We start from the raw sequence: 18,768 nt of genomic DNA on the forward strand, positions 1-18,768 counted from the left end.
TTTAAGTAGGTTAACTAAGTACTTTTATTTATGCTGGGATTAACGCCAAGAAAATTTTAACGGCTACTTGCCTGTTATAAATCAAAATCATCAGACACAAAAAAGGCCCGGTTAAGGGCCTTTTCCGTAACAACTTAAAAGATGCTGTTATTTTGTGTTAACAATAAAGTCAACGCGACGGTTTAATGCACGACCGGCGTCAGTATCATTGTTAGCAATTGGTGAGGTTTCACCCATACCAACTGGAATCAAGTTATTACCGTTAACACCTTTAGAAACAAGGTATTCAACAACTGATTCTGAACGACGTTGTGAAAGCTTTTGGTTGTACTCTTCAGAACCAATGCTATCAGTGTGACCTTCAACACGTACTTCAACCACTTCATCAGTGTTCAGTAACGCTGTAACAGCATCATCCAAGATAGTACGAGCTTCTGATGTCAGGTCAGCTTTATCAAACTCAAAGTTTACGCCTGTTAATGACAGAATAGTTTGACCAGCAATTGGGCAACCATCTTCATCAACAATCACACCTTGTGGAGTGTTAGGGCAAAGATCTCTGTAATCTGGCACGCCATCTTTGTCAGAATCAATCGGGCAACCGACTTCATCAACAGTTACACCAGCTGGAGTGTTTGCACACATATCGATGCCATCAACAACGCCATCGCCATCTGAGTCCATTGCACAACCACGAGCGTCAAGTAACGCACCTGGAACAGGTTCATGTTCACATACTGCTTTCTCTGCGGCTACTACTGTTTCTGCTTTAGCTTCATCAGTTGAGCAAAGTAATAATGCCAACGCTGCACCGACTGCTGCACCACCAACTGCACCTGAACCACCACTTGAAACGGCACCAACTGCGGCACCAGCTACAGCACCACCAAGAGCGGAACATAAAGTGTAGTTATCGTACGCACGCTGATTTGGGCCTGCACAACCAGCCAGCAAACCAATCGTCAGCAGTGCTGCGGTTAATTTTACTGAAATATTCATAGTTTTTATTCCTTTAGATTTATTGCTTAGTATTGTTAATCGCTTGCCGATGTCTAGGCTGACACCTTGAACACATTAGGGTTTCTGTACTTAGGAATCATAATATTACGATTTACAATTCAAGTGTAACATATTAAAAAAAGACATATTTACCTTTTTTTAAAATCCCTGAAAAACTAAAAACGCGTACCCATAGTTTCGGTTTCTGTTTCGAGGGATAAAGCTTGGGCACCGGCTTCTGCTGGGAGTTCACCACTATCGGAACCTAATTTTATCATTAGCCTGACTTCATTACTTGAGTCTGCATTTCGCAGCGCATCTTCGTAGGAAATTTCACCCGCTTTATATAAATCATACAATGATTGGTCAAAAGTCTGCATTCCCAACTCACGAGAACGCTTCATAACGTCCTTGATTTCAGCGACCTTGCCTTTTTCAATGAGATCCCCGACCAGCGGCGTGTTTAATAAAACCTCTACAGCCACCGCACGCCCTGATCCGTCTTTTTTGGGAATCAAGCGTTGTGCGACAACCGCTTTTAGATTGAGAGACAAATCCAAAAACAATTGCTGGTGCCGATCTTCTGGGAAAAAGTTAATTACCCGCTCCATAGCCTGATTGGCATTGTTAGCATGCAACGTGGAAAGACATAAATGACCTGTTTCAGCAAAGGAAATACCGTAATCCATCGTATCTCGGCTACGGATTTCACCGATCATAATGACATCAGGCGCTTGTCGTAATGAGTTCTTTAACGCAATTTCGTAGGAGTCAGTATCTACACCAACTTCACGTTGCGTAACTACACACCCGGCATGCTTGTGATCAAACTCTATCGGGTCTTCGATAGTTAAAATATGTCCGGTACTATTTTGATTACGATAGCCAATCATTGCAGCCAGCGTTGTTGATTTACCACTTCCCGTTGCACCGACAAACATCACTAGTCCGCGTTTTGTCATGGCAAGCTCTTTGATGATCTCAGGAACATGCAGTTCTTCAATAGTAGGTATCTCACCTTTAACCAGTCGCAGCACCATGGCAATCCGACTACGCTGATAAAGTGCGCTTACCCGGAAACGTCCGGCTCCTTTAGTATCTATCGCGTAATTGCATTCTTTATCACGTTCAAAAGTGCGTTTTTGTTCATCGTTCATGGTGCTTAACACCAGTTCACGCGCTTCTTCTTCAGTTAAAGGTTCCTGAGAAAGTGTAGCCATTCGGCCATTTACTTTTAATGTAGCTGGTCGGCCTGAGGTGATAAAGATATCAGAGGCCTCGTGTTTCACTGCCGCTTTAAGAATTGTGACAATTTCCATCATGTTCTCCTAACGGAACAAATCCTTATTCACGGCACGTGGTAAGGCTTCATGCTTGGTGATTTGTTGCCGGCGTATCAAATCCTGTAAACATTGATCCAAAGTCTGCATACCTAAAGCCCCTCCGGTTTGAATCGAAGAATACATCTGTGGAACCTTGTCTTCTCGAATTAAATTACGGATTGCCGGAGTGCCGATCATGATTTCATGCGCAGCGATTCGGCCACCACCTACTTTTTTTAATAGGGTTTGAGAGATAACAGCGCGTAACGATTCTGACAGCATCGAACGTACCATGTCTTTTTCAGCGGCCGGGAACACGTCGATAATGCGGTCAATGGTTTTTGCCGCCGAAGAAGTATGGAGAGTGCCAAACACCAAGTGACCAGTTTCTGCGGCGGTGAGCGCCAAGCGGATGGTTTCCAAATCACGTAACTCACCCACCAGGATGATATCGGGATCCTCCCGCAAAGCACTTCGTAACGCTTCACTGAAACCATGGGTATCGCGATGAACTTCACGCTGATTAATCAGACATTTTTTACTGCGATGAACGAATTCAATTGGATCTTCAATGGTCAGGATATGTTCGTTATCTTTTTCATTTCGATAATTAATCATCGCCGCTAACGTTGTTGACTTACCGGAACCGGTAGGACCGGTCACCAGCACAATGCCTCGATTATTATCCGAAATCTGTTTGAAAATCTCCGGTGCACCTAATTCTTCCAGCGTCAAAACAGTCGAGGGAATGGTCCGGAAAACCGCAGCAGCACCACGATTCTGGTTGAATACATTAACCCGGAAACGCGCCAGATTAGGGATCTCAAACGAAAAGTCAGCCTCGAGAAACTCTTCAAAATCCTTACGCTGACGATCATTCATGATGTCATATACCATGGCGTGGACTTCTTTATGGTCCATCGCTGGCAAATTGATGCGTTTAATATCACCATCAACACGAATCATCGGCGGTTCACCAGCGGAAATGTGCAAATCCGACGCATTGTTTTTTGCACTAAAGGTCAGCAATTCAGTAATATCCATGCACATTCCTTATTCAATAACGACAGCTACCTGTCCCTGACAACATAGCGAATACCGCTAAAGGTAGCGCGCTCCTGACTGGCTTGCAACATGACAAATTCAAAAACACGCCTGCAATCTGTGATGAACTTCATCAAATCGGCAGAACAACGTGCGAACCGTCCCGAAGGTTCCGTTAAATTACTGGCGGTCAGTAAAACCTGGCCAGCTTCTCGACTTCGTGAATTAGCTGAAGCAGGTCAATCACGCTTTGGTGAAAATTATTTGCAGGAAGCCTTGGAAAAAATCGCTGCGTTAGACGATTTAATTCTGGAGTGGCATTTTATTGGACCAGTACAATCTAACAAAACACGGGAAATCGCCGCACATTTTGATTGGGTGGAAAGTGTTGATCGATTGAAAATTGCCCAGAGGTTGTCTTCCCAGCGACCAGCGCAAAAGCCGGCACTGAATATTTGTCTGCAAGTGAATATTGATAACGAATCCAGCAAAGCAGGTGTAACTCCCGATAACTTAATGGAGCTCGCCGCAGCCGTGAGTCAGTTGGATAATCTTTGTCTGCGAGGTTTAATGGTTATTCCTGCTATTGCAGAAACAGAAGAGCAACAACTGGATGCTTTTGGTCGAGCGCAGCAACTGTTCTACCAATTGAAATCAGCCCATCCAGAAGTTGATACTTTGTCGATGGGTATGTCCGCAGATATGCAGGCAGCCATTATTCAAGGCAGTACCATGGTCAGGATTGGCACCGCCTTGTTTGGCGACAGACATACACCCAATAAATAATAACCAGTACACTACACCGCTAACAGCATATGCCAATGGAGAAAGCCTAAATGATACCTTGTAAGCTCGCCTTTATCGGCGGTGGAAATATGGCGCGGAGTTTAATTGGCGGCTTAATTGCCAATGGAATGTCTGCTGAAAACATCCATGTTGCTGATATGCAAACCGCAACACTTGAAACTCTGACGAATCGTTATCCGGTAACAACTTTTACTAGCAATCAACAAGCGATTGAAGGTGTTGATGTAGTTATTCTCGCTGTAAAACCGCAACAACTGCAGGATGTGGTACGAGAATTAAGCGCTGATTGGCAGCCAGACCAATTGATGATTTCAATTGCTGCCGGGATTCGTATCGAAGACATCAATCGCTGGTTGGGTAAGAGTCAATCGTCTATTGTCCGTGCCATGCCAAATACTCCCGCGTTGGTAGAAGCGGGGGCAACGGCTTTATTTGCCAATGAACATGTCACGCATCAGCAACATGAATTGGCTGAATCCATTCTACGTGCCTGTGGTTTGGCCATCTGGTTGCAGGATGAAAAACATATGGATGCGGTAACGGCCTTATCAGGTAGTGGTCCGGCCTATTTCTTTCTGGTAATGGAAGCCATGGAAAAAGCCGCCATCGAACTTGGATTGCCACAAGAAACTGCGCGATTATTATGTTTGGAAACAGCATTTGGAGCCGCTAAAATGGCTCTGGAAAGCGGTGAACCTGCAAGCACCTTGAGAAAACAGGTCACCTCTCCAGGCGGCACCACCGAAAGAGCCATTCATGAACTGGAAGATGGTGGTTTACACGGCTTATTTGAAAATGCATTAGTTGCGGCAGCATTACGGGCACGTGAGCTGGCCAATGAATTGGGACAAGATCATCATGCCTAACAGTTATTTTTCCAATCCATTGATGTTTCTGATAGAAACGCTATTTCAACTTTATATGTATATTGTTGCAGTACGTTTGCTGCTGCCACTTATCAGAACGCCGTTCACTCATCCTTTAATACAAACCATTATTCGTATTACCGAACCGTTATGTGCGCCATTGCGAAGCTTCATGCCACGCTCACGAAAATTTGATTCCGCTGTGTTTTTATTGTTGGTTCTGGTCACCCTGGTCAAACTGACTTTACTGTTAAGTCTGGCAGGTGCCTGGCCTGCAATAAGTGGATTGGTATTACTGACTGCTGCTGAATTATTTTCCTTGTTTATCAGCTTGTTTACCGTGACCATTATTATTGAAGTTCTACTCAGCTGGCTGGCACCACAAGGTTATAATCCGGTGGCCAGTTTGATTCAGGCAATCAATGCCCCTTTACTTGAACCAGTACGCCGCAGAATGCCATTACTGGGCGGTATTGATTTATCGCCGCTAGTAGTCATATTAGGTCTTCAGGTTTTGTCGATGCTGGTGATGCCGTTGCTGCTCGGCCCCGTATATCCACAATATTAATTTTGTTATAGGACACAGCACATTATGTCGGACTCCCTACCAGCTGACTCGGTCGGATTGGTAACCCCTTCTCATTTGCATGTTGAGACGCCATTAGATCTGGAATGCGGTCGAACGCTGCCACAGTTTGATTTAATTTATGAAACCTATGGCCAGTTAAATACTGATAAAAGCAATGCCGTATTGATTTGCCATGCGTTGTCGGGGGATCATCATGCTGCCGGGTTTAATTCTCTGGAAGAACGCAAACCAGGTTGGTGGGACAGTGCGATTGGTCCTGGTAAAGCTATCGATACCAATCATTTTTTTGTAGTTTGTCCCAATAATCTGGGTGGCTGTAAAGGCTCATCTGGCCCGAATACCATTAATCCGGAAACAGGCAAATTATACGGACCTGATTTTCCGATTGTGACAGTAACTGACTGGGTTAAAAGCCAGGCGATCCTCGCGGATTCATTAGCTATTCAGAAATGGGCTGCCGTTGTTGGCGGTAGTCTGGGTGGGATGCAGGCTTTGCATTGGGCTATATCGTTACCAGATCGGGTTGCCCATGTTCTGGTTATTGCTGCAGCACCCAAATTATCAGCACAGAATATTGCCTTTAATGAAGTCGCCCGCACCGCCATTAAATCTGATCCGGAATTTCACCAAGGTCGTTATCAGGAATTTAATACCGTGCCTCGGCAAGGATTAGGCCTCGCCCGAATGTTGGGACATATCACCTATCTTTCTGATGAAGCGATGGGAGAAAAATTTGGCCGCGAATTGCGTAGTGGCAAAATTCAATATGGTTATGATGTTGAATTCCAAATCGAAAGTTATTTGCGTTATCAAAGCATCAGCTTTGTCGAGCGCTTTGATGCCAATACCTATTTATTGATGACCAAGGCCTTGGATTATTTTGATCCGGCCAAGGAATTTAATGACGATCTGACCCAAGCCGTCAAAGCGATTCAGGCTAAATCGTTAATCATTTCATTTACCAGTGACTGGCGTTTTTCACCGTTACGCTCTTTGGAAATCGTCAATGCCCTGCTCAGTGCTGGCAAGTCTGTCAGTTATGCCGAGATTGAGGCGACTCAAGGCCATGATGCTTTTCTAATGCCGATCCCCCGTTATATGGAAATCTTTGCCAGCTATATGCAGCAAGTCGCGAAAGAGGTGAATGGCTGATGACCTTACGTGTTGATTTACAAATAATCAGTGATTGGATCCCCGATAACGCCCATGTTCTGGATCTGGGCTGTGGAAATGGTGCTTTGTTAAAGCATCTTCAGCAACGTAACGTTACCGGCTACGGGCTGGAAATTGATAACAGCAAATTTACCGAATGTATCCATAGCGGCGTCAATGTAATTCAGGCCGATTTGGATGTTGGCCTCGGGCAATTTGCCGATCAAAGTTTTGATTTTGTCATCTTGTCACAAACCCTGCAGGCGGTGAAAAGACCGGATTTTCTGCTGCGTGAAATCATGCGGGTTGGCAAGCAAGGCATTATCGGTTTTCCAAATTTCGGTCATTGGCAATGCCGTGTTCAACTCGGACTGGGTGGCAAAATGCCGGTATCTAAGAACTTGCCCAATGCCTGGTTTGATACACCAAACATCCATCTTTGTACTTTGAAAGATTTTGAGAAAATTTGTGACCAATACGGTTTTAGTGTGGTCAACCGCAGCGTGGTCAATCATGAACACAAAGATACTCTGGGTATACGTTTATTGCCCAACCTGTTCGGTCAGATTGCGGTGTATTTAATTCATAACGGAAAATCATGAAAGATTATCAACACGACTTTATTGAATTCGCACTGCAAACCGGTGTTTTGCGTTTTGGCGAGTTCACCCTCAAATCCGGACGGATCAGCCCGTATTTTTTTAATAGCGGTTTGTTTAACAGTGGTGCATCACTGGCACGCCTAGGCCGTTTTTATGCTCAGGCGATTAGTGAGTCCAGTCTCGACTATAACGTATTGTTTGGCCCGGCATACAAGGGCATTCCGCTGGCATCCACAACCGTTGTTGCTCTCGCTGATCAATATGATCGGGATGTACCCTATGTGTTTAACCGCAAAGAGAAAAAAGATCATGGTGAGGGCGGACAATTAGTTGGGGCCGAGCTGCAAGGTAAAGTACTGATTATTGATGATGTCATTTCCGCCGGCACTTCAGTAGGAGAGTCGGTTGAAATTATCCGCGCAGCGGGTGCTGAACCTGCCGGTGTCATCATTGCACTGGATCGTCAGGAACGCGGCCAAGGCGAGTTATCGGCGATTCAACAGGTCGAACAAACACATCATATTCCTGTGGTGAGCATTATCTGTTTGAATGACTTGCTCAGCTATCTGCAGGATAACCCTGAGTTGCAGCAACACTTGCCGGCTGTAAAAGCTTACCGGGAAAAATATGGGGTCTGAGATTTAGAATGGCCCCCAAATCAATCTGACTGCAATTAACAAAGTGACGATTTCAAAACTGCGTTTGATCCAGCGGTTGCCCCAGCGCAGTGCTAAATGCGATCCGAGATAACCACCTAAAAAAGATCCGAGTATTAAAGCTGGTAACCAATCCCAGCGGATCTCACCCAAAATACCCAAGGTAATTGCTCCGGCACCATTCCAGAAGACTCCAACCAGAATCAGTGTGTAGGCGACTGCACGCTGATAATCCATGCCAAACCATAATATCAACCACAGGGTGACAAACAATCCGGTTCCGGAAGTCAGCGAACCATTAAGAATGCCCAAAAAGAATAGAACTACCGCCCCCCATAGATAACCATGCCGTTCACGGTGCAGCGGTAAATAAATTTGTCCTAATGCCGGTTTAAACAACGAATAAATTCCCAATGAACCGGTTAATATGCCTAAGGCAATCTCTGCGATTCTGTCTGGCACCATTAAGATCACACTGCCGCCAATCACCACTCCCGGCAGCCCAGCCACTAACAGTAAAACGACAAAATGACGTTCCAGCCGACTGGTTGAGATATAACGTAAAGCTGCGCCTAATCCCAGAGCGACACTGGCCACTTTATGCGTTGCCAAGGCTACAGAGAAGGTTAGGCCTAGGAAAATCAGTACCGGAAACTGGATTAAACCTGCACCGCCGCCACTCAATGCCGAAAAAGTATTTGCCAGCAAAGAAATAACAAACAGAATAAAATGTTCAACAAAGCTCAAATTAACAAGGCTCTCTGGGAAATAATGATGATTTCAATACGCTTTGTACTGGCGTCGATGCTAAGCGCGACATTGTTTATTGCAACTACTGTATCCGCGGCACAACTTTACCGTTTTACTGATGAAAGTGGTATTCCAACTATAAGTAAAACCTTGCCGCCTGAAGTTGCCCAGCAAGGTTACGATATTCTGGATGAGAAATCGATGCGAGTTATTCAGCGGGTGCCGCCGGCCCTCACTGAGGCACAAATCATTGAGCGAGATAAGCAAAGAAAATTGGATTTAGAGGCGCAGAAACAAGCCGAGCAAGCCGCCAAAATGGCGGCGGAAGAACGTCGTAAACGTGCCATTTACGATCATAATCTATTGTCGGCCTATCAATCAGAACAGGATCTGCTGAATGAACGCGATAAAGATCTGCTATACCGTGAAAAACGTTTGGAAGTATTGAACGGCAAACGCAAAGGTTTACAACAGCGCTTACAGCAAGCACAACGACAAGCTGCGGATAATGAATTGAGCGGCGTTGGGCTTAGCGATAACCTGAAAAGTCGCCTGCAGGCAGCGCAGCAAGAACTGGACAACAATCAATCAACTATAGATCAATTACAAACAGAAATTACCACCCTTAAACAGCAATATGAATTGGATTTACAACGGCTGCGTGAACTATTAGGTTCATCGCCTGCTAGCGATTAAATCAGCAAATCCAGTTGACTCATTAACAACTGATTTTCAGTGTGGTTACCAATACTGATCCGTAAAAACTGATCAATTCTCGGCTTTTTAAAGTGCCGAACAATCACACCTTTATCGCGTAATCCGGCAGCCAAGGTAGCGGCATCATGCTGAGGATGACGGGTAAAGACAAAATTTGCTGCTGAGGGTAACACCTCAAAACCCAATTCCTGTAACGATTGCGTCAACCATTCGCGTTCAGTAATCACTTGCTGCTGGCATTGTTTAAAGTAAGCTTCATCCTGATACGCTGCAACGCCGGCAGCAATCGCCAGACTATCGAGTGGATAAGAATTAAAGCTGTCCTTAACTCTCACCAAGGCCTCAATCAACTCTGGATGTCCTATGGCAAAGCCGATACGCATTCCAGCCAGGGAGCGTGATTTAGACAATGTTTGAGTGACCAGCAGATTGGGGAATCGCTGGGTTAACGGGATTGCTGTTTCACCCCCAAAATCGATATAAGCTTCATCAATGACCACCACCGAATCTCGGTTCATTTCGACCATTCGCCGGATATCATCCAGTGATAACAAACAACCGGTTGGGGCATTGGGGTTAGGCAGAATAATGCCGCCGTTATCGCGTTGATAATCGGTGATATCGATTTCAAAATCAGCATTCAACGGCACGAGAACCGATTCTATCTCGTATAGCTGACAATACACTGGATAAAAGCTGTAGGTGACATCCGGAAACAACACCGGTTTGTCGTGTTTGAACAGGGCATTAAATACATGTGCCAGCACTTCATCTGAACCGTTACCGACAAACACGCTTTCCGCTGGCACATTATGATAATCGGCAATCGCCTGTTTGAGCGGGCCGCCATCAGGCACCGGATACAAGCGTAAACGTTCAGTAGTTGCCATGCGAATGGCTTCCAGCACTTTGGGTGACGGTCCAAACGGATTTTCGTTGGTATTGAGCTTCACCAGATTATGGCCGCGTGGTTGTTCACCCGGCACATAAGGTTCTAACGAATGAACAAAATCACTCCAGAAGCGGCTCATTATTTTTCCTGTAAACGATACTCAGCGCTGCGTGCATGCGCGGTCAGACTCTCACCGCGAGCCAACACTGATGCAATCTTACCCAGACTTTGTGCCCCTTGTGATGACACCTGAATCAAGCTGGAACGTTTTTGAAAATCATATACACCTAAAGGCGAACTGAAACGTGCGGTGCGTGACGTCGGCAAGACGTGATTTGGTCCGGCACAATAATCACCCAAAGCTTCAGGTGTATATCGGCCCATAAAAATCGCACCCGCATGGCGAATTTGTTTAGCCATTTCCATCGGTTCATCAACTGACAATTCCAAATGCTCTGGCGCAATGTAATTACAGACTTCAACCGCCTGCTGCATATCATCAACCAGAATCATTGCGCCACGATTTTTCAGCGAAGTTTCGATAATTGCTTTGCGTTCCATGGTGGGTAGCAAACGGGCAACCGATTCTTTCACTTTCTGCAAAAAATCTGCATCCGGTGAAATCAGAATCGACTGGGCATCTTCATCATGTTCAGCTTGAGAGAAAAGGTCCATGGCGATCCAGTCCGGATCGGTCTTGCCATCACAAATCACCAGAATTTCTGATGGTCCGGCGATCATATCAATGCCAACCGTACCAAAGACCATGCCTTTAGCAGTTGCAACAAAGATATTCCCCGGCCCTACAATTTTATCGACCTGTGGAATGGTTTCCGTACCATAAGCCAATGCTGCGACGGCCTGAGCGCCGCCAATGGCAAAAATACGATCTACACCAGCAATTGCAGCAGCCGCTAATACCAGATCATTCACTTCATCATCCGGGGTTGGTACTACCATGATCAATTCCTGCACCCCAGCAACTTTGGCTGGAATAGCATTCATCAATACCGATGAAGGATAAGCGGCTTTACCACCCGGTACGTATAAGCCGGCGCGATCCAATGGTGTGACTTGTTGTCCCAACAAGGTTCCATCAGCTTCTGTGTAATGCCAGGATTCCTGCTTTTGGTGTTCATGGTAGCGGCGCACTCGTTCTGCAGCCTGCTCCAGAGCCTGACGTTGTTCAGCTGGAATAGATTCCAATGCTGCTGCTGCGCGGGTTAATGGAATTTCCAGTTCAGCCATAGCGGTTGCTTTAACCCGATCAAAACGTTGACTGTATTCAACCACCGCTTGATCGCCACGCTGTTTCACATCTGCCAGGATATTTCTAACGGTCTCGGTAATTGCTGCATCAGACACACCTTCCCAGGCCAATAGCTCAGAGAGCTTGGACCAGAAATCGGCTTGCTGAAAATTCAATTCACTCATTTGGTTCATTTTTGCTGCTCTTTTACTGCGTTGCGAATCTGCTCAATAAATTGCTGGATCCGCGCATGCTTGGTTTTCATCGATGCCTTATTGACCACCAAACGCGAACTTATATCCGCAATATGTTCCATGGGAATTAACCCATTGGCTCGCAGGGTATTGCCAGTGTCAACCACATCGACAATCCGATCGGCCATACCGACTAACGGCGCGAGTTCCATTGAGCCATACAACTTAATGATCTCGACCTGTTGGCCCTGTTCCGCATAAAAACGTTTAGTGCTTTCGACAAACTTGGTGGCCACTTTCAAACGACCTTGAGGAGGCTCTGCATTTTGTTTACCGGCTGTCATCAATTTGCAGCAAGCAATCTTCAAATCAACCGGCTCATACAGCTCAGCAGTAGGATGCTCCATTAATACATCTTTGCCAGCCACACCCATATCCGCGCCACCATATTCAACATAGGTCGGTACATCGGACGCGCGCACAATAATCAATCGAACATCAGGCAGATTGGTTTCTAATATTAATTTGCGGCTTTTTTCCGGGTCATCAAGCGGTTCAATACCAGCCGCCTTTAATAGCGGTAAGGTTTCCTCAAAGATTCGTCCTTTAGAAAGCGCCAGCGTTAACATTTCAGCCATTGGACGCCGTCCTTGCCTGCGTCGGTATACGGCGAATCCGCGCTCCCAGTTGCTGCAGTTTTTCTTCAATACATTCGTAACCACGGTCAATATGGTAGATACGTTCTACCTGAGTTTCCCCTTCGGCAACCAAAGCCGCCAAAACCAGACAGGCTGATGCACGTAGATCTGTAGCCATTACTGGCGCTGCAGTCAGTTTATCCTGGCCTTTACAAACCACCGTATTACCTTCGATTTGAAGATTAGCGCCCATCCGTTGCATTTCCTGCACATGCATAAAGCGGTTTTCAAATACCGTTTCAACGATAGTTGCCTGACCTTCGGCAATACTGTTCAGCGCAGTAAACTGGGCCTGCATATCGGTCGGGAATGCAGGATATGGCGCTGTACGGATATTAACCGCCTTAGGCCTTCTGCCTTCCATATCCAAAGTAATCCAATCCTCTCCTACTTCGATTTTAGCACCGGCTTCTTCCAGCTTGAGCAGTACTGCTTCTAACTGATTGGCATCGGTGTCTTTGAGTTTGACTCGACCACGGGTTATCGCTGCAGCGACCAGATAGGTACCGGTTTCAATACGATCTGGCAAAATCGCATAATGCGTGCCATTAAGCTTTTCAACGCCTTCAATATGAATCGTTGTCGAGCCGGCGCCGGTAATTTTTGCGCCCATTTGATTTAGATATTTAGCTAAATCCACCACCTCGGGCTCACGGGCAGCATTTTCAATAATGGTGGTACCTGAAGCCAGTGTCGCAGCCATCATCAGGTTTTCTGTTCCGGTTACGGTGACTTGGTCCATAAAGATGTGAGCACCTTTAAGACCTTCACCACTGGTTGCGCGGATATAACCATTTTCAACTTTGATTTCAGCGCCCATCTGCTCCAGACCACGCAAATGTAAATCCACAGGACGTGAGCCGATGGCACAACCACCAGGTAATGAGACATCGGCTTTGCCAAATTTGGCTAACAGAGGCCCTAGCACCAAAATGGAGGCCCGCATGGTTTTCACCAAATCATAAGCGGCTTCAGTGATGGTTAATGTTGATGGATCAATTAACACACCGGAACGTTCATCAACCGTAAGGGTGACTCCCATCCGGCCTAACAGCTCCAAAGTGGTGGTTATGTCATGCAAGTGCGGGACATTGCCAATACGCACTGGCGAATCGGCTAATAAAGCCCCCATCAGTATTGGCAGGGCCGCATTCTTGGCACCTGAAATCCGGATCTCGCCATCAAGCGCGACACCACCTCTAATAATTAATTTGTCCATGAGTTTGCTCTGGAAGAAAAAGGATTGGTTTAGCGAGAGACACCGGTTTTCAGTGACAATGCATGTACAGCGCCACTGGTAAAACTGTCACCTAATGTGGCTTTGACAGCGCGATGTTGTTCTATCAAGCTTTTTCCAGAGAATGACGGACTAAAAACCCGTGCATCAAAATGCTGGCCATCTTCACCAAACACTTCGACATCAGCATCAGGTAAGCCTGCTTCAATCATTGCTTTGATATCTGCTGCTTTCATGTATCACCACTTTTAGTAAATTTATTGCAGGGGAAGAAGTTCTTCCAAGCCGCTTGCTTCAGCCATCGCTAGCATCTGTGCAGGCATATTAAAAAAACGAATCGGTTTATTGAGTTGCTGTGCCTGACGCATCCATTCAATCAGTAAAGCCAGGCCAGCACTATCGCTATGAGTAACCTCACCGAGGTCTACATCAAGAAGAGCTGTTTCCGCAAACAGCTCTTTTGTCATATCAATGCCGCTAACCGCTGTATCAAAAGACAGCTCACCGGCAACCAGAATGCGTTTTGACGTTTCATCAAAGATCAGCTTCATTATCTGGCTCGATCATTACGTTTTGATAGGTTTTCAATCAGTGCATCCATGCCGCTGGTGCGAATATCACGATTAAATGATGAACGGTAGTTGGTGACCAGACTGATACCTTCAATTCTAACGTCGTAAACTTTCCACTCATCCTTGTTGTTTTTATACAGCGACAACGCCATCGGAATTGAGGGGCCATTTGGCTGAACAACTTCCATCGGCACATTTACCCGGCCTTTTTCAACATCATCACGGAATGGTAAAAAGCGGATTTCTTCATTGGTGTATTCCAGCATAGCCGTAGCATAGGTTCTAACCAGCAACAGGCGGAACTCCTCAACAAACTTTGTCTGTTGTTCCGCTGAAGCATCACGCCAGCTGCGACCCAGAGCCAATCTTGCCATACGTTCAAAGTCAAAATGTGGAATTAGAATTTCCTGAACCAGCGAAAAAATCTTCTGAGGATCCTGGTCCAGTTCAGCTTCGTGATCCTTAAGTGCTTTCAGCATATTGTCTGATGCTTCTTTCACTAAAGCTTGTGGCTCTGGCATAGCTTGGGCTGAAGCGCTGAAAGCCATTAACGCCAAAAAGCCTGCCGCCACCAACTGTATTGAAAATTGTTTGATATTAATCATCTTAATCACCTTCTGCGGTGCTGTATAAGAATTGGCCAATCACCTGTTCCAATACAACTGCGGGTTGAGTCAAATCAATGACGTCGCCATCTTCCAGGTAAAAATCATCCGCACCTGGAGACAAACTTATGTATTGCTCACCTAATAAGCCAGCCGTAAAAATACTGGCTGAGGTGTCTACCGGAATATTGTCATATTGACGGTAAATATTAATCGTGACCTTGGCATCGTAAGTGTCTGGATCAAGAGAGATAGAGGTAACCCGTCCAACTCTGACTCCGGCCATTGTTACTGGCGAACGCGGTTTTAGACCACCAATATTCTGAAAGTTTGCGACAACCTCATAGCCTTTATCATCGGTAAAATCACCTAAGTTGCTTACCTTCATTGCCAGGACGAATAAGGCAGCAATACCGGCAGCAACAAACAAGCCAACCAGGATTTCGGTACTTCTTTTTGAATTCATTTAAATATCTCCAAACATCAACGCAGTCAGAACAAAGTCCAGGCCGAGAATTGCAAAAGCGGAATGGACAACTGTCCGCGTTGTGGCACGCCCCACACCTTCCGAAGTAGGTGTTGCGTCATAACCTTCAAATAAAGCGATCCAGGTCACTACAAAACCAAACACAATACTTTTAATCACACCGTTCAGTATGTCTTCGTACCAATCCGTTTTTGCCTGCATTTGAGACCAGAAAGCGCCATCATCAACACCTAACAAGCCATGACCTATAAGAAAAGCACCGAAAATGCCAACAGCACTGAAAATGGCTGCCAACAAAGGCATGGAAATCAGGCCTGCCAAAAATCTTGGAGCAATGATACGTTTCATCGGATCAACAGCCATCATTTCCATACCTGACAACTGTTCCGTGCTTTTCATCAAACCAATTTCAGCAGTTAAGGCAGAACCAGCCCGCCCGGCGAATAATAAGGCGGTGACAACAGGACCCAGCTCTCTTACCAGCGATAATGAGACCAGTACACCAAGTGATTCTTCGGCCCCAAAGTCAACCAGCGTATTATAACCTTGAAGTCCTAAGACCATGCCGACAAACAGACCGGATATGAGTATTATCAGAACCGATAAAACACCAACATAAAACAGTTGCTGAATGACCAGCGAGAAACGAAATGTCAGGCTGGGCATGCCTGCCATCATCTGCACCAGGAACATATGGCCCCGACCAAGTCGCTGAAAGGTATTCAACCCCCAACGGCCAAGGCTGCGTAAAAACTCAATCATCGTTGTTCCTCTGCATTCAACAGGTCTTTACTAAAGTCATTACCGGGATAATGAAATGGAACCGGTCCATCTGGTAAACCTTGTAAAAACTGTTTCACCCACTCTGAACCAGAGGTTTTAAGGGTTTCTGGTGTTCCTTTTTCGATTACTTTGCCGCCCGATAACAGATATATTTCATCTGCAATCTGCGTCGTCTCAGCCACATCATGTGAAACGATAATACTGGTCAGGCCCATCGCATCATTTAGACGTCGAATCAGATTGACTAGCGTACCCATTGAAATCGGATCCTGACCAGTGAATGGCTCATCATACATAATCATCATCGGGTCCAGCGTCACCGCCCGCGCCAACGCTACCCGTCGAGCCATACCACCTGACAATTCTGCGGGCATCATATCCCGCGCATTTCGCAGTCCAACGGCTTGTAATTTCATCAACACCAAATCACGGATCATCGACTCCGGAAATTTTGTGTGTTCTCGCAGAGGAAAAGCGACATTTTCAAAAACATTTATATCGGTCAGCAAAGCACCACTTTGAAACAGCATTCCCATTCGCTTGCGCAACTCATAAAGTTTTGAGTGCGACAGTTTATGAACATTCTGCCCATCAACTTCAACAGTGCCACTATCCGGTTTCAGCTGACCGCCGATCAGTTTCAACAAAGTCGTTTTGCCGGTGCCGCTCGGCCCCATGATTGCGGTTACCTTACCTTGATAGATATCAATATCTATGCCATTAAAGATAACTTTGTCGCCACGGTTAAAATGCAAATCCCTGATTTTGATCAGTGGTGCCATTATTTTTTGCCGATATCAAATATAAAGACCGCTAATTTTCTTGAATCGCTGATGTTAAGTCAAATCGCTGTGTGGAAAAACCAGTGTTTATCGGCTAAAGTGTTGTCGCCATTTCAAGTATCGGGAACTTGTTCTGTTAATGCTGACTCAAAGTTCCTGCAGATATTGTGGTAAAACTACCGATACAAACGGAGAATCTTAATGAAGAAATTTTTACAAATAGTTGCTGCATCAGTTATTGCTCTACCCTTAGTGGCAACCGCACATGGCCCTACTCGCCAACAAGTTGAAGAAAAGGTTGTTATCAATGCTGCCCCAGAAAAAGTCTGGGAAATGTTGAAAGACTTTAGTGCTATTGATCAATGGCATCCTGCTGTTGAAAGCGTGGAAATGGAAGCTGACAATGTTCGCGTTCTGACGCTTAAAAGTGAAGGCAACCCAACTATCACTGAAGAACTTGAAAAAGTTGATGATGAGAGAATGTCTCTTATCTATAAAATCACTGGTATGAGTGTTGTTAAAACCATCACTTTCAACAGTAAAGACACACCTTATTACACACTTCCAGTTTCAACTTATAAATCATGGATGTTTGTAAAAGAAGTTGATGGCGGTACAGAAGTTATGTGGCGTGCAAAATTCTACCGTTCATTCATGGACAATCCTCCTGTACCAGAAGGTCAGGCTGATGCGGATGCAGTTGCGGCTGTGACCGAAGTTTATAAAGCCGGTCTGGAAAATCTGAAAAACATCATGGAGAAATAATGCTTTTTTCTATTAACGAAAATGCATTTTTTAAAGCGACCCTTAACCGGGTCGCTTTTTTTGTGTTTGCAAGTTTTAGCCTGTCAGCATGTGCAGAGCCTGCCAACTATGCGTTTATCAGCAATCAGCTGAGTAATGACATCAGTGTGATTGATATTGATAAAAAAACGGTCGTCAGTACTATCACCGTGGGAACAGCTCCCGCTGGTGTGGCATTAAGTCCGAATGGTCAACGTGTTTTAATTAGCAATCCGGACAGCCAGAATATTTCGGTATTAGATGCTCGCCAATTAACTGAAATCAGTCAGATCCCCGTTGGTCAAGGACCGGTCGGTATTGCCACCAACCATGATGGCAGTCTGGCCTATGTGGCAGACTGGTATGAGCATAAAATCAGCGTTGTTGAAGTGGATAAACAACTTATCCGTAAACGTATTGATGTGGGTAATTCCCCCGCTGGCGTGATCCTTAACGAATCACAAAACCGTTTATATGTCGCCAATCGTGATGATAATTCGGTGAGCATTATTGATACGGTCACAGAGCAAGTTGTTGATACTGTCGAAGTGGGTCAAGCCCCGTTTGGCCTGGCATTAACGGCTGACGGCAAACGACTTTTCAGCGTCAATGTGCAGGATAATAGCGTCAGCATGATCGACACCGATAGTCTTACGGTAATCGCGACTATTGAAGTTGGAGAATGGCCTTACTGCGCAGTAAGCAGCCTGATGGCAAATTTCTTTATGTAACCAATCAGGATGAAAACACCGTTTCTGTAATTGATATTGCAGCTGCAGAGACCATTAACACCATTGAGGTGGATGACAGTCCTGAAGGTATTGATATTACGGCCAATGGCAAACATCTTTATGTTTCAAACTGGGGAAGCGGCAGTGTTTCCATCATTGATACTGAAACCGGTAAACGCATTGAAGATATTAAAACCGGAGATGGCAGCCGCGCCTTTGGCGATTTTATTATCAGTCAATAATATTCTGTG

Annotated in this window: 24 protein-coding genes; 10 read left to right on the forward strand and 14 right to left on the reverse strand. The window is 45.5% G+C overall.

Features of this window, described 5'->3' with window-relative positions; all coding sequences use genetic code 11:
• Positions 1 to 147: 147 nt before the first annotated feature.
• The 3 genes from A9E74_RS08705 to A9E74_RS08715 form a co-directional block, all read right to left on the reverse strand.
• Positions 148 to 999: an OmpA family protein gene (locus tag A9E74_RS08705; protein WP_069296243.1), complete on the reverse strand. Its 852-nt coding sequence runs from the start codon at positions 997 to 999 to the stop codon at positions 148 to 150.
• Between the two features lie 176 nt (positions 1,000 to 1,175).
• The gene (locus tag A9E74_RS08710) at positions 1,176 to 2,318 is read right to left on the reverse strand and encodes a PilT/PilU family type 4a pilus ATPase (protein ID WP_069296244.1); all 1,143 of its coding nucleotides are present in this window, start codon (positions 2,316 to 2,318) and stop codon (positions 1,176 to 1,178) included.
• Between the two features lie 9 nt (positions 2,319 to 2,327).
• Positions 2,328 to 3,365: a type IV pilus twitching motility protein PilT gene (locus A9E74_RS08715; RefSeq protein WP_069296245.1), complete on the reverse strand. Its 1,038-nt coding sequence runs from the start codon at positions 3,363 to 3,365 to the stop codon at positions 2,328 to 2,330.
• Positions 3,366 to 3,455: 90 nt separating this feature from the next.
• Between A9E74_RS08715 and A9E74_RS08720 the strand changes: the two genes are divergently transcribed.
• Genes A9E74_RS08720 through pyrE form a run of 6 tightly spaced genes read left to right on the forward strand, consistent with a single transcriptional unit; the run spans position 3,456 to position 8,019 of the window.
• Complete coding sequence (locus A9E74_RS08720) at positions 3,456 to 4,151, forward strand: YggS family pyridoxal phosphate-dependent enzyme (protein WP_069296246.1); 696 nt, start codon at positions 3,456 to 3,458, stop codon at positions 4,149 to 4,151.
• A 50-nt stretch (positions 4,152 to 4,201) separates the two neighbouring features.
• Positions 4,202 to 5,038, forward strand: coding sequence for a pyrroline-5-carboxylate reductase (proC, locus tag A9E74_RS08725; RefSeq protein ID WP_069296247.1), 837 nt, complete (start codon positions 4,202 to 4,204; stop codon positions 5,036 to 5,038).
• Complete coding sequence (locus tag A9E74_RS08730; protein ID WP_245652122.1) at positions 5,010 to 5,606, forward strand: YggT family protein; 597 nt, start codon at positions 5,010 to 5,012, stop codon at positions 5,604 to 5,606. Before proC ends, A9E74_RS08730 begins: the two co-directional genes overlap by 29 nt.
• Before the next feature lie 24 nt (positions 5,607 to 5,630).
• Positions 5,631 to 6,779 (forward strand): homoserine O-succinyltransferase MetX, encoded by a 1,149-nt coding sequence (metX, locus tag A9E74_RS08735; RefSeq protein ID WP_069296249.1) that lies wholly within the window; start codon positions 5,631 to 5,633, stop codon positions 6,777 to 6,779.
• Complete coding sequence (gene metW, locus A9E74_RS08740) at positions 6,779 to 7,381, forward strand: methionine biosynthesis protein MetW (RefSeq protein WP_069296250.1); 603 nt, start codon at positions 6,779 to 6,781, stop codon at positions 7,379 to 7,381. The genes metX and metW overlap by 1 nt, the downstream gene beginning before the upstream one ends.
• Positions 7,378 to 8,019, forward strand: a complete 642-nt coding sequence (pyrE, locus tag A9E74_RS08745; protein WP_069296251.1) for an orotate phosphoribosyltransferase — start codon at positions 7,378 to 7,380, stop codon at positions 8,017 to 8,019. Before metW ends, pyrE begins: the two co-directional genes overlap by 4 nt.
• 3 nt (positions 8,020 to 8,022) lie before the next feature.
• Here the strand turns inward: pyrE and A9E74_RS08750 are convergent, their stop codons facing one another.
• Positions 8,023 to 8,784 (reverse strand): sulfite exporter TauE/SafE family protein, encoded by a 762-nt coding sequence (locus A9E74_RS08750; protein WP_069296252.1) that lies wholly within the window; start codon positions 8,782 to 8,784, stop codon positions 8,023 to 8,025.
• A gap of 24 nt (positions 8,785 to 8,808) precedes the next feature.
• Here A9E74_RS08750 and A9E74_RS08755 point away from each other — a divergent pair, with 24 nt between their 5' ends.
• Entirely contained in the window at positions 8,809 to 9,483 is a 675-nt protein-coding gene (locus tag A9E74_RS08755; RefSeq protein WP_069296284.1) for a hypothetical protein, read from the forward strand.
• Here A9E74_RS08755 and hisC read toward each other — a convergent pair.
• Genes hisC through A9E74_RS08805 form a run of 10 tightly spaced genes read right to left on the reverse strand, consistent with a single transcriptional unit; the run spans position 9,480 to position 17,003 of the window.
• On the reverse strand, positions 9,480 to 10,535 hold the full coding sequence (gene hisC, locus A9E74_RS08760; RefSeq protein ID WP_069296253.1) for a histidinol-phosphate transaminase: 1,056 nt from the start codon (positions 10,533 to 10,535) through the stop codon (positions 9,480 to 9,482). The genes A9E74_RS08755 and hisC overlap by 4 nt on opposite strands.
• Positions 10,535 to 11,839 carry a histidinol dehydrogenase gene (gene hisD, locus A9E74_RS08765; RefSeq protein ID WP_069296254.1) on the reverse strand — a complete coding sequence of 435 codons (1,305 nt, stop codon included), beginning with the start codon at positions 11,837 to 11,839 and terminating at the stop codon, positions 10,535 to 10,537. The genes hisC and hisD overlap by 1 nt, the downstream gene beginning before the upstream one ends.
• A complete protein-coding gene (gene hisG / locus A9E74_RS08770; protein WP_069296255.1) occupies positions 11,836 to 12,477 on the reverse strand; it encodes an ATP phosphoribosyltransferase in 642 nt (213 codons plus the stop codon). The genes hisD and hisG overlap by 4 nt, the downstream gene beginning before the upstream one ends.
• On the reverse strand, positions 12,470 to 13,756 hold the full coding sequence (murA, locus tag A9E74_RS08775; protein WP_069296256.1) for a UDP-N-acetylglucosamine 1-carboxyvinyltransferase: 1,287 nt from the start codon (positions 13,754 to 13,756) through the stop codon (positions 12,470 to 12,472). Before murA ends, hisG begins: the two co-directional genes overlap by 8 nt.
• Positions 13,757 to 13,785: 29 nt before the next feature.
• Positions 13,786 to 14,010: a BolA family protein gene (locus A9E74_RS08780; protein WP_069296257.1), complete on the reverse strand. Its 225-nt coding sequence runs from the start codon at positions 14,008 to 14,010 to the stop codon at positions 13,786 to 13,788.
• Between the two features lie 21 nt (positions 14,011 to 14,031).
• Positions 14,032 to 14,325 (reverse strand): STAS domain-containing protein, encoded by a 294-nt coding sequence (locus A9E74_RS08785; protein ID WP_069296258.1) that lies wholly within the window; start codon positions 14,323 to 14,325, stop codon positions 14,032 to 14,034.
• Positions 14,325 to 14,951: an MlaC/ttg2D family ABC transporter substrate-binding protein gene (locus A9E74_RS08790; protein WP_069296259.1), complete on the reverse strand. Its 627-nt coding sequence runs from the start codon at positions 14,949 to 14,951 to the stop codon at positions 14,325 to 14,327. Before A9E74_RS08790 ends, A9E74_RS08785 begins: the two co-directional genes overlap by 1 nt.
• 1 nt (position 14,952) lies before the next feature.
• Complete coding sequence (gene mlaD, locus A9E74_RS08795; protein WP_069296260.1) at positions 14,953 to 15,417, reverse strand: outer membrane lipid asymmetry maintenance protein MlaD; 465 nt, start codon at positions 15,415 to 15,417, stop codon at positions 14,953 to 14,955.
• On the reverse strand, positions 15,418 to 16,200 hold the full coding sequence (gene mlaE / locus A9E74_RS08800; protein WP_069296261.1) for a lipid asymmetry maintenance ABC transporter permease subunit MlaE: 783 nt from the start codon (positions 16,198 to 16,200) through the stop codon (positions 15,418 to 15,420). It lies immediately after the preceding gene.
• Entirely contained in the window at positions 16,197 to 17,003 is an 807-nt protein-coding gene (locus A9E74_RS08805) for an ABC transporter ATP-binding protein (protein ID WP_069296262.1), read from the reverse strand. Before A9E74_RS08805 ends, mlaE begins: the two co-directional genes overlap by 4 nt.
• A gap of 201 nt (positions 17,004 to 17,204) precedes the next feature.
• Here A9E74_RS08805 and A9E74_RS08810 point away from each other — a divergent pair, with 201 nt between their 5' ends.
• From A9E74_RS08810 to A9E74_RS14765, 3 genes are read left to right on the forward strand one after another with little or no spacing between them, the layout of a single operon-like run.
• A complete protein-coding gene (locus A9E74_RS08810) occupies positions 17,205 to 17,768 on the forward strand; it encodes an SRPBCC family protein (protein WP_069296263.1) in 564 nt (187 codons plus the stop codon).
• The gene (locus A9E74_RS08815) at positions 17,768 to 18,517 is read left to right on the forward strand and encodes a YncE family protein (RefSeq protein ID WP_245652123.1); all 750 of its coding nucleotides are present in this window, start codon (positions 17,768 to 17,770) and stop codon (positions 18,515 to 18,517) included. The genes A9E74_RS08810 and A9E74_RS08815 overlap by 1 nt, the downstream gene beginning before the upstream one ends.
• Positions 18,469 to 18,759 carry a YncE family protein gene (locus A9E74_RS14765; protein ID WP_245652124.1) on the forward strand — a complete coding sequence of 97 codons (291 nt, stop codon included), beginning with the start codon at positions 18,469 to 18,471 and terminating at the stop codon, positions 18,757 to 18,759. The genes A9E74_RS08815 and A9E74_RS14765 overlap by 49 nt, the downstream gene beginning before the upstream one ends.
• The last annotated feature ends 9 nt before the right edge of the window (positions 18,760 to 18,768 follow it).

The organism is Methylophaga muralis, assembly GCF_001720165.1.
In the GTDB taxonomy this organism is placed as follows: Bacteria; Pseudomonadota; Gammaproteobacteria; order Nitrosococcales; family Methylophagaceae; genus Methylophaga; species Methylophaga muralis.